Raw genomic sequence first — 15,709 nt, forward strand, 5'->3', positions numbered from 1 at the left:
CACCCCTTCTCGGCAAGGGTCTTGGTGATCGCCGCGGTAAGAGTGGTCTTGCCGTGGTCCACGTGACCGATGGTTCCGATATTCATGTGGGGTTTGTTTCTTTCAAATTTCGCTTTGGCCATACGTTTATTCCTCCCTATAAAGATCTCGTAGGCTTGTAGCCCTTCGAATTAAAATTGCACAACTTATCTATAACATAAGGCCCGAGGTCGAGATTACTCTCTGCCCCAAGACCTTGAACCTATAGTTAGCTTCCGGCCGCAATCGACCATTCACCCTGGGCCTTGCTAACAATCTCTTCAGCAAGGCTTTGCGGAAGCTCTTGGTAATGCTTAAACTGCATCGTGTACACCGCTCTACCCTGTGTCTTTGAGCGCAAATCGGTCGCGTACCCGAACATCTCGGCAAGCGGCACTTCAGCGCGAACTACCTGGGCACCGGCGCGCGGTTCCATGCCGATGATGTGACCGCGGCGTGAGCTTAAATCACCGATAACGTCGCCCATATACTCCTCGGGCACCGTGACCTCAACGGCCATGACCGGCTCAAGCAGTACCGGTTGCGCCTTCTTTACAGCCTCCTTAAACGCCATTGAACCGGCGATCTTAAAGGCGAGCTCTGACGAATCAACCGGATGGTATGAACCGTCTTTGAGCGTTATCTTGACATCAACAACCGGGAACCCGGCCATAATGCCTGCGGTCAATGCTTCCTGGATACCTTTATCCACCGCCGGGATGTACTCCCTCGGTACCTTACCGCCGACAATCGCGTCGACGAATTCATAACCTATGCCCTGTACCGGCTCGAGGTCGATAACAACGTGACCGAACTGACCGCGGCCGCCTGTCTGGCGAATGTACCGACCATGTATGCCCGTGACGGCCTTCTTGACCGTCTCGCGGTATGAAACCTGCGGGCGACCCACGTTTGCCTGAACGCCAAACTCGCGCATCAAGCGGTCGACGATAATCTCAAGGTGCAATTCGCCCATACCCTCGATGATGGTCTGGCCGGTTTCCTCATCGGTTTTAACCCTAAACGTCGGGTCTTCCTCGGCAAGTTTCGCGAGAGCCGTTGAAAGTTTCTCTTGATCGGCTTTGGTTTTCGGCTCGATCGCAACCGCGATAACCGGCTCCGGGAAGACCATCGACTCGAGAAGAACCGGATGGCTTGGATCGCAGAGCGTATCACCGGTTGTAGCCTGCTTCAAACCAACAGCGGCAACGATATCCCCTGTTGCAACCTCGCTCAATTCCTCGCGGTGGTTGGCGTGCATCTGCAGGATTCGACCGATGCGCTCGCGCTTGCCGGTCGATGTATTAAGGACTGTGTCCCCTGCTTTAAGAACACCGGCGTACACCCTGAAAAAGGTGAGTTTACCGACGTACGGGTCGACCATGATCTTAAACGCGAGCGCCGTAAACGGCTCGTCGTCTGATGCTAAGCGCTCGACAACCTGATCCTCTTTGCCCGGGATGATGCCGCTAACCGGCGGCACATCGATTGGACTCGGCAGGTAATCGTTAATCGCATCAAGCAGCGGCTGCACGCCTTTGTTCTTGAAGGACGAGCCAACAAAAACAGGTGTAATCGCTACTTCGAGCGTTGCTTTACGAATCGCTTCTGCGATCTCTGGAACCGTGAGCTCGCCGCCCTCGAGGTATTTCTCAAGCAGTGCCTCGTTCTGCTCTGCTGCGGCCTCTACGAGATGCATGCGATACTCCTCAGCCTTATCCGCATGCTCTGCCGGGATGTCGACTTCCTCGATAACCTTACCGAGATCGTCTTTATAAATGATCGCTTTCATGCGCACGAGATCGATAATGCCGGTGAACTGATCCTCGCTACCGATTGGCAGCTGGAGCGCAACCGGAGTTGCGCCGAGGCGACCCTTCATCATCTGAATGACGTTGAAGAAATCGGCACCGGTTCTGTCCATCTTATTGATGTAGGCGATACGCGGAACGCGATACTTATCGGCCTGGCGCCAGACAGTCTCTGATTGCGGCTCGACACCACCGACTGCGCAGAATACCGCAACCGCACCGTCAAGTACGCGAAGCGAGCGTTCGACCTCTACGGTGAAGTCCACGTGCCCTGGCGTATCTATAATATTGATGCGATGATCGTTCCAGTGGCAAGTTGTAGCAGCAGACGTAATCGTAATACCGCGCTCCTGCTCTTGAACCATCCAATCCATGATGGCTGTTCCCTCGTGAACCTCACCGATTTTGTGTGTGCGGCCCGCATAGAACAGGATTCGCTCGGTAGTCGTCGTCTTGCCGGCGTCGATGTGAGCCATAATCCCGATATTTCTTATTTTTCCAAGCGGAAATCTTTTCGACATAAAAAACTAAACCCTTCCTAGCTAGATACTAGAAACCAGAATGATGCTAAAGCATCTCTAGAAACTAGAATATCTTACAAACTTCTACTTCTTTCAAACAACCTTAAGAAAATACAACCTACTTTAAATTGCTACGATAAAGATACTATCAAGACCCGTCAAACTCTTAAGCGTTACCGCCTAGGCTTTAAAAGCCCAGTTTCTAGTATCTAGTCTCTAGTTACCAGGTTACCAGCGATAGTGAGCAAACGCTCGGTTTGATTCGGCCATCTTTTGGAGATCTTCTCTCTTCTTCATGGAAGCACCAACACCATTTGCCGCATCCAAAATCTCTCCAGCCAATCTCTCGGCCATTCTCTTTTCCTTGCGGTCGCGCGAATACCCCGTCAGCCAGCGAAGCGCCAGAGTTGTCGCACGTGTTGATGGAACTTCGACTGGAACTTGGTATGTTGCGCCACCGACCCTGCGCGGCCTAACCTCAAGCGCAGGCCTGATGTTATCCATCGCTTTGCGGTACACAGTCAACGGATCTGAACCGGTCTTTTCACGAATAATGTCAAACGACTCATACACGATTTGCTCGGAAACGCCTTTTTTGCCTTTCTTCAAAATCGCATTGATGAGCTGAGCAACAAGCTTATTGTTATAGACCGGATCGGGTATGATCTCCCGTTTCGTAACTGGTCCTTTTCTCGGCATTTCATCCTCCACAATTCTTACATGACAATAAATAAAAATACATGCACATACGAGTCTTTAAGTCTCTTATCCGCCTATAAGACTACGCATGAACACATCAAATCCATACCCACATAGCAATGCTTGTAGCACGTGGGAATATGCTAACGCTTACTTCGGTGCTTTAGCGCCATACTTAGAGCGAGCCTGTCTACGATCCGACACACCAGACGCATCAAGTGCCGCACGAATAATCTTGTAGCGAACACCCGGCAAGTCTTTAACACGGCCGCCACGCACGAGCACGATTGAGTGCTCTTGCAGATTGTGGCCGATGCCCGGGATATACGCTGTGACCTCCATACCGTTGGTCAAACGTACCCTGGCGACTTTCCTGAGTGCCGAATTCGGCTTTTTCGGTGTCGTCGTGTAAACGCGGGTGCAGACTCCTCTCCGCTGTGGAGCACCTTGTAGCGCTGGCGTAGCCGTTTTACTTGGCTTTTCTTTTCTACCTTTTTTTACCAGCTGACTAATTGTAGGCAACCTCTACACTCCTTCTTACTTCTACTAATTCTTAAATACTTTTATTGCACAACTATGATTATTAAACAGCCGGAGCTCACACCGTAGTTCCGGCTTGTTTCTTTATTCAGCACGCTGCACGGCTATTATGGCCGTGCAGCGGTTTTGCTGATTAAATTAGCCTATAAATATGGGTCACGGCAGCTTAATATATCAGTCTTCGTCGTCGCTGTCAACATCTAGCGGCAGAAACGGTTCATTTTCTACTGCTGGAGAGGTTACTTCGTTGGCAAGCTCTATCGTATCGATTGCAGACGGCCCCTCTTCCATGAGAGTTTCCATATCCGCTCCGAAGTATCCGCCCCCCTCAAGGCCTGTGGATTCGATGACTTCCATATCGAGGAACGACTCTTCCTCTTCGCCATCCATCCTGATTTTTATCGTACGGTATCTGCTCATACCGGTTGCGGCCGGAATGAGCTTACCGATAATAACGTTCTCTTTAAGGCCGAGCAACGGATCGCTCTTCCCTGCGATTGCGGCGTCGGTGAGGACCCTCGTGGTCTCCTGGAACGATGCCGCCGACAGGAAGCTATCGGTTGCAAGCGATGCCTTCGTGATACCGAGAAGCGTCTGCTTCGCCGTTGCCGGCTCTCCCCCTGCTTCGACCGCACTGTGGTTTTCCCTCTCGAAGACATACCTGTCGACGAGCTGACCCGGCAACAGATCGGTATCGCCCGGCTCCGAAACGGTAACCTTCTTCATCATTTGGCGCACGATAAGCTCGATATGCTTGTCGTGGATGTCGACGCCCTGGCTCTTGTACACTTCCTGTACCTCTTGTACCAGGTAGAGTTCGACATCTTGCATGCCTGTGATACGCAGGATATCGTGCGGGTTCAAGCTACCCTCGGTCAGCTGATCGCCGGCCTGTACCTTGTCCCCGTGCGCCACGCGCAGACGCGCCCGACGTGATACCTGGTAGACTCTCTCCTTGCCATCGTTGCCGTGGATGATGATCTTCCTGAGTTTCTCGGTCTCTTTAATTTCGATCGTGCCGCCCACTTCTGCGATTTGCGCCTCGCCTTTCGGCTTACGTGCCTCGAAGAGCTCGACTACACGCGGCAGACCGTGCGTAATATCCTCACCCGCGACACCGCCGGTGTGGAAGGTACGCATGGTAAGCTGGGTGCCCGGCTCACCGATGGACTGCGCCGCAATAATACCGACCGCTTCGCCGATGTCGACGATGCGACCGTTTGCTAAGCTCCAGCCGTAGCACTGGCGGCATACGCCGTGTACGGCCTCGCAGGTTAGAACAGAGCGTACCATGACTTGCTTTACGCCGGCATCTTTTAAGCGGCCGAGATCGGTCCCCCGTATCTCAGAACCCCGGGCAAGAATGACTTCTTTGCTCTCCGGGTGCACAACCGTCTCGAGAATAACACGACCGAGAAGGGTGTTCTTGTTAACCTCGCCCTCGGGATCGAGAACCGGGACCGGGATGCCTTCCTCGGTACCGCAATCGATATCACGAATGATTACGTCTTGCGCGACATCGACAAGCCTTCTGGTTAGGTAACCAGAGTCGGCGGTTCGAAGCGCGGTATCCGCAAGACCCTTACGGGCGCCGTGCGTCGATGTAAAGTACTCGAGAACCGAGAGGCCCTCGCGGAAGTTTGACTTAATCGGGCGATCCATAATATCACCCTTCGGGTTAACGACCAAGCCTCGCATACCGGCGAGCTGGCGGAGTTGCTTCAAGTTACCGCGGGCGCCTGAGTTCGCCATCATATAGATCGGGTTGAACTTGTCGAAGTTGTTTTCCATCGCAATCGAAACGTCTTCGGTCGCTTTGGTCCAGATATCGACGACCCGCTGGTGGCGCTCTTCATTCGTAATCAAGCCGCGGCGGTATTGCTTATCAATGCGCTCGACGGTTTCTTCCGGCTCGTCGAGAATATCCCACTTGTTTTCCGGCACCTTAACGTCAGAGACACTGATGGTAATACCGGCACGCGTTGCGTAATGGAAACCAAGCGCCTTGACGTTGTCGAGAATCTCGACGGTTTCGGTCATCGTCCGCTCAGCCGTAAATCTCTCAACTATACGGGAGAGCTCTTTCTTGCCGACCTCGTGGTTGACGTATTCAAAATCAGCCGGCAACGCAGTGTTGAAGATCATACGACCGACGGTCGTTACAAGTCTTGTGCGCTCACCGTTTGCTTGCTTTTCACGCAATTCGACCGTTGCCTGCAGGTCGACTTCGCCGGCCTCGAACGCGAGAACCGCCTCGTCTTTGCTGCCGAACACCAAACCCTCGCCAAGGCTGCCGTCACGCTGTGCGGTCAGGAAGTATACGCCAAGAACCATGTCCTGGGTCGGCGTAACCAGCGGTCGCCCATGCGCCGGCGAGAGGATGTTATTTGCCGAGAGCATCAAGATGCGTGCCTCGGATTGCGCCTCAACAGATAGCGGCAAATGAACTGCCATCTGGTCGCCGTCGAAGTCGGCGTTAAACGCCGTACAGACGAGCGGGTGAATCTGAATGGCCTTACCCTCGACGAGAATCGGCTCGAACGCCTGGATGCCGAGACGGTGCAGTGTCGGTGCACGGTTCAAGAGTACCGGGTGCTCTTTAATGACTTCCTCGAGAACATCCCAGACGATTGACTTCGCGCGCTCGACCATTCGCTTCGCGCTCTTAATATTTTGTGCATGCCCGAGATCGACGAGCCGCTTCATAACAAAGGGCTTGAAGAGCTCAAGCGCCATAACTTTTGGAAGACCGCACTGATGCAGTTTCAGCTCAGGGCCGACAACGATAACCGAACGACCGGAGTAGTCGACACGTTTTCCAAGCAGGTTCTGGCGGAACCGGCCTTGCTTACCTTTGAGCATATCACTCAAGGACTTAAGCGGGCGGTTTCCAGGCCCGGTAACCGGGCGACCCCTGCGGCCGTTATCGAACAGCGCATCAACGGCTTCTTGAAGCATACGCTTCTCATTGTTTACGATGATCTCAGGAGCACCGAGGTCGAGAAGTCTCTTTAACCTGTTGTTCCTGTTGATTACCCTGCGATACAGGTCGTTAAGGTCTGATGTTGCGAACCGTCCACCGTCAAGCTGTACCATCGGGCGAAGGTCCGGCGGGATAACCGGGATAGCCTCAAGAATCATCCACTCCGGCTTATTACCGCTTCTCTTAAATGCTGAGGCAACCTTAAGCCTTTTAACCGCGCGGCTTCTCTTTTGTCCGGTCGCCGTTTTTATGGTTTCACGAAGCTCGACCGTTTCGTTATCGAGGTCGATGTTTATAAGAAGCTCTTTGATTGATTCGGCACCCATGCCGCCGTCAAAGAATTCGGCGTAACGGACCTTAAGCTCACGATAGATTTGCTCGTCAGCGATAAGCTGCTTCGGCTGCAGCGACTCAAAGGTGGTGAAAACCTTGCTGAGCCACTCGATCTTCTTGGCCGTATCGTTGTTGACCTCTTTGGTCAGCTTCTTGGCTTCGGATTCGATTTTCTTAACGGTTGCTTCCGGCGACGCGCCATCCGCAACGATCTCCATGCCCTCGCCTTCCTCAGGCTGAATCTCGCCGCGCGCAATTTGAACTTTGCGCTCGCGCTGCGTCTCAATCTCGGCAAGCCGCTCTTCGGCTTGTTTCTTTATCTGATGCAATTCTTCATCAAGCTCAATCCGAAGTGACGGGAGGTCTCGATCCCTATCGGCCGTTTTTACATCAGTGATAATGTAGGCGGCAAAATAGAGGACCTTCTCCATATCTTTCGGAGTAATATCAAGCAGGTATCCCATCCTCGACGGAACGCCTTTGAAATACCAGATATGTGAAACCGGAGCTGCAAGCTCGATATGACCCATGCGCTCGCGGCGCACTTTCGAGCGGGTTACTTCGACACCACAACGCTCGCAGATAATGCCCTTAAAACGGACGCGTTTGTACTTTCCGCAGTAACACTCCCAGTCCTTTGTCGGACCGAAAATCTTCTCGCAGAAAAGGCCGTCCTTCTCAGGTTTAAGCGTACGGTAGTTGATGGTCTCGGGCTTTTTAACTTCGCCGTTAGACCATGCACGCACCTGCTCCGGTGAGGTCAGTCCTATTTTTAAGGCATCAAAGTTGTTAATATCTAACAAAGAGTAAACCTCCTTCTATTCCTCTTCTAGTTCGTCGGGATTGGGCTCTACTAGTTCGTCTTCTACTATCTGCGGTTCCTCGTTGAATTCATCATCAACAATCTGGGGCTCCGCATTTTCAGGGCCCGGCTCTTCAGCCTCATGCCCGACCGTTACTTCACCGCGAAGATCGATGCCCAACTCTTCAGCGGTCTTAAATACATCATCTTCGGATTCTTTAAGCTCGATCTCTTCGCCTTCCTCGGAGAGGACCTCGACGTTGAGACACAAGCTTTGCATCTCTTTTACAAGAACCTTAAAGGATTCCGGGATACCCGGTTCCGGTATGTTCTCACCCTTGACGATCGCCTCATAGGCCTTCACCCTACCGACAACGTCATCCGACTTTACGGTCAGAAGCTCTTGCAGGGTATACGCCGCGCCGTAGGCTTCGAGCGCCCAGACCTCCATCTCACCGAATCTCTGGCCGCCGAACTGCGCTTTACCACCGAGCGGCTGCTGCGTGACCAGTGAGTATGGGCCGGTTGAACGGGCGTGAATCTTATCGTCAACCAGGTGTAACAGTTTCAAGATATAGATATAGCCAACCGTAATCGGCTCTCTAAACGGCTCGCCGGTGCGGCCGTCAAATAAGTTTGTTTTTCCGGTATCGGAGAAACCGGCTTTTACGAGCGCACCGCGAACTTCCGACTCCTGCGCGCCGTCAAATACCGGGGTCGCAACGAAGACGGTGCCGTCGCTCTTCTTGCCGTTTTCGCTCCAGCCGGCTTTGGCCGCCCAACCAAGGTGCGTCTCAAGCACCTGACCGATGTTCATTCGGCTCGGTACGCCAAGCGGGTTCAGGATAATATCAACCGGCGTGCCGTCTTCCATGAACGGCATATCCTCGATCGGGAGAATCTTTGAAATAACACCCTTGTTACCGTGGCGGCCGGCCAACTTATCGCCTTCCGAGATTTTTCTCTTCTGCGCTACGTACACGCGAACGAGCTCGTTGACGCCGGGCGGCAATTCGTCGCCGGCATCGCGCATGAAGACCTTTACGTCGATAACCGTTCCGCTCTCACCGTGCGGTACTTTAAGTGAGGTGTCGCGAACCTCGCGCGCTTTCTCACCGAAGATCGCACGAAGCAGGCGCTCCTCTGCGGTCAGCTCGGTCTCACCTTTCGGTGTAACCTTGCCGACGAGGATATCGCCGGGGTTAACTTCGGCGCCGACGCGGATAATGCCGCGGTCGTCGAGGTCTTTTAGTATCTCTTCACCGACGTTTGGAATATCGCGGGTAATCTCTTCGGGACCGAGCTTGGTGTCACGCGCATCGATCTCGTGCTCCTCGATGTGAATCGAGGTCAACATATCTTCTTTAACGATACGCTCGCTCAAGATGATGGCGTCCTCGTAGTTGTAACCTTCCCACGGCATAAACGCGACCAGCAGGTTCTGCCCCAAGGCAAGCTCACCGCGATCGGTCGACGGACCGTCCGCAAGAACCTGTCCTTTTGTGACCTTCTGGCCCTCGTTTACAATCGGCTTCTGGTTGATACACGTACCCTGGTTCGAACGGCGGAACTTCTGCAGTTTATAATCGATAAACTTGCCGTCTTTTCCGGTTACGCGAATCATCTCGGCGGATACATTTGTGATCGTTCCGTTCATATCAGAGACGACAATGTCGCCGGTGTCTTTTACTGCCCGGTGCTCGACACCCGTTCCGACAAGCGGTGCTTCGGTGCGAAGCAGCGGAACCGCCTGGCGCTGCATGTTTGAACCCATGAGCGCACGGTTCGCATCGTCGTGCTCGAGGAATGGGATAAGCGCCGTTGCAACGGAAACCATCTGCTTCGGTGAAACATCCATATAGTGGACTTTCTTCGGGTCGACCGAGTCGACCTCGCCATCGCGCACTCGCACTAAAACTCTGCTATCAAGAAACTCGCCTGTCTCTTTATCAAACCGCGCGTTAGCCTGCGCGATAATATATCGATCCTCATCATCCGCGGTGAGGTAGTGAATCTCATCGGTTATCCTGCCGTTCTCGACTTTGCGGTACGGCGTCTCGATGAAACCGAACGGATTAATCCTGGCGTATGAAGCCATCGAACCGATAAGACCGATGTTCGGACCTTCCGGCGTCTCAATCGGGCACATACGGCCATAGTGCGACGGGTGAACGTCACGAACCTCAAAGCCCGCGCGCTCACGTGAAAGACCGCCCGGGCCGAGTGCGCTCAAGCGACGCTTGTGCGTGAGACCGGCCAGCGGATTGGTCTGATCCATGAACTGCGACAGCTGGCTGCTGCCGAAGAACTCTTTTATCGATGCCACAATCGGGCGGATGTTGATGAGGCTTCGCGGCGTCATGGTCTCAACATCAAGTGTTGTCATGCGCTCACGAACCACACGCTCCATCCTGGCAAGACCGATACGGAACTGGTTCTGGATGAGCTCACCGACTGAGCGGATACGCCTGTTGCCAAAGTGATCTATATCATCTGTGTCTACCAGGTCAAAACGATCTCTGAACAGCGACGAATCAAGAAGCCCAACCATGTATTGGATGGTTGCTAAGATATCTTCGCGCGTGAGTACGGTTGTTTCGACCGGTATATCCAGGTTCAACTTCTTGTTAACTTTGTAGCGCCCGACCTTTGCCAGGTCGTAACGCTGCGGATTGAAGAATAAATTCTCGATAAGTGAACGAGCGCTCTCGACTGCCGGTGGCTCACCCGGACGCAGGCGCTTGTAGAGCTCGACCATCGCTTCTTCGCGGGTCTCGGTAAAATCGCGCTCGAGCGTCAGCTTGATAGCCTCCGCGTTATTGAAGAGCGCGAGAATCTCATCGTTTGAGCCGAACCCGAGCGCTTTAAGCAGGATCGTGGCAGGTTGCTTACGCTTACGGTCGACACGCACGCTGACTACGTCGCGCTTGTCGGTCTCAAACTCGAGCCACGCACCGCGACTAGGGATAACTTTACTGGCATAGAGAATTTTGTCCGAGTGCTTGTCAACCTCTCGGTCAAAATAAACGCCCGGAGAGCGGACAAGCTGACTTACGACTACACGCTCGGTCCCGTTAATGACGAACGTTCCCTTATCCGTCATAACCGGGAAGTCGCCCATGTAGACTTCCTCTTCCTTAATCTCTCCAGTTGTTTTGTTGATGAGGCTTACGGTTACATCTAACCGAGCCGAGTAGGTCATGTCCCTTTCTTTACATTCATTAACGCTGTGCTCCGGCTCTCCGAACTTATACGACCCAAATTCGATGGCCATATTTCCGGTAAAGTCCTCGACCGGAGAAATATCCCGGAATGCCTCCTTTAAACCTTCCTCAGCAAACCACTTGAAAGAATCTACTTGTGCACCGATGAGGTTTGGGAGCTCTAGGATGTCGGGAGTCTTGGCAAACGTTCGTCTATTTCTTAAACCTAAATCATTTCGCAAGGGACGAAATCACTCCTTAAAGGTAATGTGGGAACTATAAACGCAAAACAACAGCATAGCAGTATCTCTATGCTGTGTCAACATATACAGGGGTCAATCTTTAATATTAACTTAAACTGATTGAGTGGGTGGCCCACTGGAACCACCCACTCAACTATACTATTGCAACCCTGAAAGCTCAAGGTAATAATTCCCAAACGCGCTGGAAATTATTTAAGTTCGACGACCGCGCCAGCTTCCTCAAGCTGCGCTTTAATCTTCTCGGCCTCGTCCTTAGTAATGCCCTCTTTGACTGCCTTCGGAGCGCCGTCTACGAGATCTTTCGCCTCTTTTAGACCAAGGCTCGTAATCGCGCGAACCTCTTTGATAACCTGGATCTTCTTGTCGCCTGCGCTTGAGAGGATAACGTCAAATGAGGTTTTCTCCTCTTCGGCCGGAGCGGCTGCGCCTGCGCCCGGAGCGGCTGCCACAGCAACCGGAGCGGCTGCGGTAACACCAAATGTCTCTTCGATCGCCTTTACGAGATCGTTGAGCTCGAGAACGGTCATTTCCTTTATCGCGTCGAGAATCTGATCAGTACTTAGCTTTGCCATGTTAAATATTCACCTTCCTAAATTATCTGCTGATGGTTGGCAACCATCGCTTATTCTTCGTTTTCTTATTCCTACGCCGTTTGTTTGATTGCAGGCATAGCAATCTTGTTAACCTTATAGATCTATTGATCGTTAAGCTTTTTGCGCTGCAACTTGGCTAAGCGCACGGGCTAAACCAGCAGTGATCTGATTTAAGCTGCCAGCCAACCCATAAAGCGGGCTTTTTAGTGCACCCATAAACATTGCGAGGAGCACCTCTCTTGACGGTATAGTAGCCAGACTTTGAACCTGCTCCATGTTGACTATCTTGCCCTCAACAACACCGCCTTTTAGTTCCAGCAATTTTGCGGTTCTCGCAAAATCCGATAACGTCTTCGCCGGTGCAACCGGATCATCGTAACTGATAGCCATTGCCGTCGGGCCGACTAAATACGCGTCGAGGTCGCTTAGATCAAGCTCGCGCACAGCGATACGAGCAAGTGTATTTTTAAATACCTTATACTCAATGCCCTGTGCGCGCAGTTTGTTTCTAAGGTCGCTAATCTGCTGGAAATTAAGACCGCGGTAATCGGTTAAGATTACGCTTGTGGCTTTCTCGATTTTTTCTTTAATTTCTTGAACGCTAGCTTCCTTTTCTGGACGGGCCATATCTTACCTCCTTCCCCGACGACCAATGCATGGTCAAAAGAATTAATGTAATAACTCCGTACTCTTTGCTTTTTACTTACGGCTAACTAAGAGCGAGGCAATAAAAATGCCTCCTACCTTAAACAGTAGGAGGCATGGTTTCTCGATCTCTCGATTATTGGTGACCGTTTGTTGAATACATAACAACTCACGGAACCTTTTTCTACACCTCGGTAGGCATTCGATTAAGCCGTCCGGCACCTACTGTCTCAGGTATCTCTATGCAATTGTACCTGTCATTTATATCAAACCCGCAGCATAAACGTCAAGCATTTTTTAGTCATGCCGTTCCGGCTATGCTGTTACGGTTTCCTCCATGAGATCGCGGGTCTTGGTCGTGTCAACTTTAATACCAGGGCTCATGGTCGCGGCAATAGCGATTGTCTTGATGTATTTGCCCTTTGCGGCAGAAGGTTTCGCCCTGATAATTTCCTCGATGAGAGCCTGGTAGTTATCGATAAGGTTCTCGACCGGGAATGATTTTTTGCCGATAATCGAATGCACGATACCGAACTTATCAACACGATACTCGATCTTACCGGCTTTGACGTCTTTGACGGTTTTGCCGATATCGAACGTTACCGTGCCGGCTTTCGGGTTCGGCATAAGGCCGCGGGGGCCAAGCAGCTTACCGAGCTTACCGACGGTCGCCATCATATCAGGAGTCGCAATAGCAACGTCGAAGTCGAACCAACCGGCGGCGATTTTATCGCCAAGATCGGCCGCGCCGACATAATCTGCGCCTGCTTCTTCCGCCTCTTTAGCCTTCTCGCCCTGTGCAAAAACGGCAACTCGTACGGTTTTACCGGTTCCGTGCGGGAGCGAGACGGTGCCGCGAACCTGCTGGTCGGCTTTTCGTGGGTCAACGCCAAGCTTCATGTGGACCTCAACGGTCTCGTCGAACTTAGCGCCAGGGAGCTCTTTGAGGAGTGTGACCGCTTCAAGCGGCGTGTACAGCTTGGTGCTGTCGATCTTTGTCTGATCTTCGCGGTACTTCTTACCTTTTTTCATTCTACTTCCTCCTTGTGGTAATGCCGGCTCCGTTTAAATTTATCTACCGATACGGAGCCTCCCACAGCGAGACACATATCACATATTTATGCCCTATGTCTCGCCGAAAAACACTGCGCGGGCGGGCTGGAACCCGGCCCGGCACATTTAAAACACAACTACTCCGCGACCTCGACGCCCATGCTGCGCGCGGTACCCGCAATAATCTTCATTGCGGCTTCAACATCGTTTGCGCTTAGGTCTTGCATCTTGGTCTCGGCAATCTGGCGAACCTGATCTTGCGTGAGCTTCGCCACTTTGACCTTATGCGGCTCGCCTGAGCCTTTATCGATACCGGCGGCCTGTTTGATCAAAAACGCAGCCGGCGGTGTCTTAGTGATAAAGCTAAACGAGCGGTCTTCATACACGGTGATTTCGACCGGGATAATCGTTCCCATGCGGTCGGATGTCTGTGCATTAAAAGCTTTGCAGAACTCCATGATGTTAACGCCATGCTGGCCTAACGCCGGACCGACCGGCGGTGCCGGATTAGCCTGGCCTCCAGAGATCTGTAGCTTTATCTTAGCCATCATCTTCTTAGCCACTTTGGATTCTTCCTTTCCATACAACTTATATCAGAAGCAAATGCGTAATAGCCCAAAACGATAATCCAATTACCTATATAAAATCCATAACAACTGTTAGCTGCTACATGTAGAATTCGCGCACCCGCTACCGCTAACAATATATACAAAGAAAAGTGCAGGATTCTTTCTGTGCTTCCTGCACATTTCGCTTTACTTATTACAACGGAGCTTTTGCCGTTTAAGAATTGGCATAAGCCGCTACTGTGCGCCCTGTTGCGTTATATCTACAATCCTAGTTACAAATCTAACTATAGTTTCGCTACCTGGTCGAAGTTCAGCTCGGCCGGTGTCTCGCGACCAAAGATGGAAACCATAACCCTGACTTTGCTCTGGTCGACGTTGACCTCGGCAATGGTCCCGGTGAAATCCGCCAGCGGGCCGGCGATAACCTTGACAGTCTCGCCCTCTTCGAACTCGACTTTCGGTTTCGGCTTCTCAAACGCCGGACGCGCCAGGATTTTATCGACTTCCTGGTCGGAGAGCGGCGTCGGTTTCGCGCTTGAGCCAACAAATCCGGTCACACCAGGGGTGTTCCGGACAACATACCAGGAATCATCATCAAGGTCCATCTGCACCATGATATAGCCAGGAAACACCTTGCGCTCCATGATGGTTTTCTTGCCGCCCTTGATCTCCATGACCTCCTCGGTGGGAATCACCACTTCAAAGATCTTGTCCTCCATCTCCATGGAAGATATCCTGTGCTCCAGGTTGGCTCTGACCTTATTTTCGTATCCTGAATACGTATGAATTACGTACCAATTTTTCATCAATATATCGGGCCCCACTTTGGCCCTTCCCCCTATGCTGCTAAAAGTAGTCTAAGACAGTACCCTAATAAGCTGAACGAATACTTGGTCTACCAAGCCGATAAAAATTGCAAAGAACGCTACGGCAAGCAAAACGACCACCGTCGATGAGGCAACCTCATTTCTGCCCGGCCAAATAACTTTGCCCAGCTCAACTCGTACATCTTTTAGGAATTTTCCCATTGAGTCAAAACCCTTTTTCTGCGCAGCCTTCTTATCCGACATCTCTAATCCTTCCCATACTTAATGATTCTCATCATGCCGAGATATCGTGCGAGATATCGGCGGCACTCTGCTCGGCACTCTGCAGGGGTGGAGGGATTCGAACCCCCAACACCCGGTTTTGGAGACCGGTGCTCTAACCAATTGGAGCTACACCCCTGTATGTGCGATGGCCAAAACCACCGCATCTATTATGTTCAAAGTATAGTTTAGCGTGTCTCTCTGTGTAAAGTATGGCTTCCACACCACTTACAGAACTTTTGCATTTCCATGCGATCCGGCATCTTTCTTTTGTTCTTATCAGTAGTGTAATTCCGACGTTTGCACTCAGTACACGCGAGAATGACCTTGTCTCGCATTGTGTGCTCCTCCACTCAATTTAATCTATACGGCAAAACATATGGTAGTTTACCGTTTTAGGACGCCAATGTCAATCAAATAACAATTGACCGGTATACGTGAAACCCGATTTATTTACTTCGTAATCTTAATAACACGCCCGGAGCCAACCGTGCGTCCGCCTTCACGAATAGCAAGGCGCAGCCCCTCTTCCATGGCGATCGGAGTGATGAGCTCAACGGTAATCTCAACGTTATCTCCCGGCATAAC

At 51.8% G+C, this 15,709-nt stretch carries 14 protein-coding genes, 1 tRNA gene and 1 other annotated feature; all 15 genes read right to left on the reverse strand.

Translation table 11 applies throughout. From position 1 onward, the window contains the following. A partial coding sequence (locus tag VGK02_09480; protein ID HEY3375280.1) for a GTP-binding protein occupies positions 1-122 on the reverse strand: 122 nt, incomplete at its 3' end. Positions 123-247: 125 nt separating this feature from the next. Further along, complete coding sequence (gene fusA, locus VGK02_09485; protein HEY3375281.1) at positions 248-2,350, reverse strand: elongation factor G; 2,103 nt, start codon at positions 2,348-2,350, stop codon at positions 248-250. Between the two features lie 228 nt (positions 2,351-2,578). Next, a complete protein-coding gene (rpsG, locus tag VGK02_09490; protein HEY3375282.1) occupies positions 2,579-3,049 on the reverse strand; it encodes a 30S ribosomal protein S7 in 471 nt (156 codons plus the stop codon). 150 nt (positions 3,050-3,199) lie between these two features. Continuing rightward, positions 3,200-3,571, reverse strand: coding sequence for a 30S ribosomal protein S12 (gene rpsL / locus VGK02_09495; GenBank protein ID HEY3375283.1), 372 nt, complete (start codon positions 3,569-3,571; stop codon positions 3,200-3,202). 192 nt (positions 3,572-3,763) lie between these two features. Continuing rightward, the gene (locus tag VGK02_09500) at positions 3,764-7,708 is read right to left on the reverse strand and encodes a DNA-directed RNA polymerase subunit beta' (GenBank protein ID HEY3375284.1); all 3,945 of its coding nucleotides are present in this window, start codon (positions 7,706-7,708) and stop codon (positions 3,764-3,766) included. Positions 7,709-7,723: 15 nt separating this feature from the next. Continuing rightward, the gene (rpoB, locus tag VGK02_09505; protein HEY3375285.1) at positions 7,724-11,152 is read right to left on the reverse strand and encodes a DNA-directed RNA polymerase subunit beta; all 3,429 of its coding nucleotides are present in this window, start codon (positions 11,150-11,152) and stop codon (positions 7,724-7,726) included. A 209-nt stretch (positions 11,153-11,361) separates the two neighbouring features. Beyond that, positions 11,362-11,745: a 50S ribosomal protein L7/L12 gene (gene rplL / locus VGK02_09510; GenBank protein ID HEY3375286.1), complete on the reverse strand. Its 384-nt coding sequence runs from the start codon at positions 11,743-11,745 to the stop codon at positions 11,362-11,364. Between the two features lie 132 nt (positions 11,746-11,877). Then, positions 11,878-12,393: a 50S ribosomal protein L10 gene (rplJ, locus tag VGK02_09515; GenBank protein HEY3375287.1), complete on the reverse strand. Its 516-nt coding sequence runs from the start codon at positions 12,391-12,393 to the stop codon at positions 11,878-11,880. Positions 12,394-12,486: 93 nt separating this feature from the next. Further along, positions 12,487-12,664, reverse strand: a sequence feature (ribosomal protein L10 leader region). A gap of 62 nt (positions 12,665-12,726) precedes the next feature. Then, positions 12,727-13,443 carry a 50S ribosomal protein L1 gene (rplA, locus tag VGK02_09520; protein HEY3375288.1) on the reverse strand — a complete coding sequence of 239 codons (717 nt, stop codon included), beginning with the start codon at positions 13,441-13,443 and terminating at the stop codon, positions 12,727-12,729. Positions 13,444-13,601: 158 nt separating this feature from the next. Further along, positions 13,602-14,027, reverse strand: a complete 426-nt coding sequence (gene rplK / locus VGK02_09525; GenBank protein ID HEY3375289.1) for a 50S ribosomal protein L11 — start codon at positions 14,025-14,027, stop codon at positions 13,602-13,604. A gap of 290 nt (positions 14,028-14,317) precedes the next feature. Further along, entirely contained in the window at positions 14,318-14,842 is a 525-nt protein-coding gene (nusG, locus tag VGK02_09530) for a transcription termination/antitermination protein NusG (GenBank protein HEY3375290.1), read from the reverse strand. A gap of 48 nt (positions 14,843-14,890) precedes the next feature. Continuing rightward, positions 14,891-15,103, reverse strand: a complete 213-nt coding sequence (secE, locus tag VGK02_09535) for a preprotein translocase subunit SecE (protein HEY3375291.1) — start codon at positions 15,101-15,103, stop codon at positions 14,891-14,893. Between the two features lie 82 nt (positions 15,104-15,185). Continuing rightward, positions 15,186-15,260, reverse strand: a tRNA-Trp gene (locus VGK02_09540). 49 nt (positions 15,261-15,309) lie between these two features. After that, the gene (rpmG, locus tag VGK02_09545) at positions 15,310-15,459 is read right to left on the reverse strand and encodes a 50S ribosomal protein L33 (protein HEY3375292.1); all 150 of its coding nucleotides are present in this window, start codon (positions 15,457-15,459) and stop codon (positions 15,310-15,312) included. 115 nt (positions 15,460-15,574) lie between these two features. Next, positions 15,575-15,709: elongation factor Tu (locus VGK02_09550; GenBank protein ID HEY3375293.1), on the reverse strand; the 135-nt coding region annotated here is incomplete at its 5' end.

Source organism: Candidatus Aquicultor sp. (genome assembly GCA_036504445.1).
Taxonomy (GTDB): Bacteria; Actinomycetota; Aquicultoria; order Aquicultorales; family Aquicultoraceae; genus DASXVE01.

What these genes read in the sequence shown, in the direction of transcription:
- fusA (HEY3375281.1), bottom strand. Translation starts at nt 2,350, where the DNA reads ATGTCGAAAAGATTTCCGCTTGGAAAAATAAGAAATATCGGGATTATG.
- rpsG (HEY3375282.1), bottom strand. Translation starts at nt 3,049, where the DNA reads ATGCCGAGAAAAGGACCAGTTACGAAACGGGAGATCATACCCGATCCG.
- rplL (HEY3375286.1), bottom strand. Translation starts at nt 11,745, where the DNA reads ATGGCAAAGCTAAGTACTGATCAGATTCTCGACGCGATAAAGGAAATG.
- rplJ (HEY3375287.1), bottom strand. Translation starts at nt 12,393, where the DNA reads ATGGCCCGTCCAGAAAAGGAAGCTAGCGTTCAAGAAATTAAAGAAAAA.
- rplA (HEY3375288.1), bottom strand. Translation starts at nt 13,443, where the DNA reads ATGAAAAAAGGTAAGAAGTACCGCGAAGATCAGACAAAGATCGACAGC.
- secE (HEY3375291.1), bottom strand. Translation starts at nt 15,103, where the DNA reads ATGTCGGATAAGAAGGCTGCGCAGAAAAAGGGTTTTGACTCAATGGGA.
- rpmG (HEY3375292.1), bottom strand. Translation starts at nt 15,459, where the DNA reads ATGCGAGACAAGGTCATTCTCGCGTGTACTGAGTGCAAACGTCGGAAT.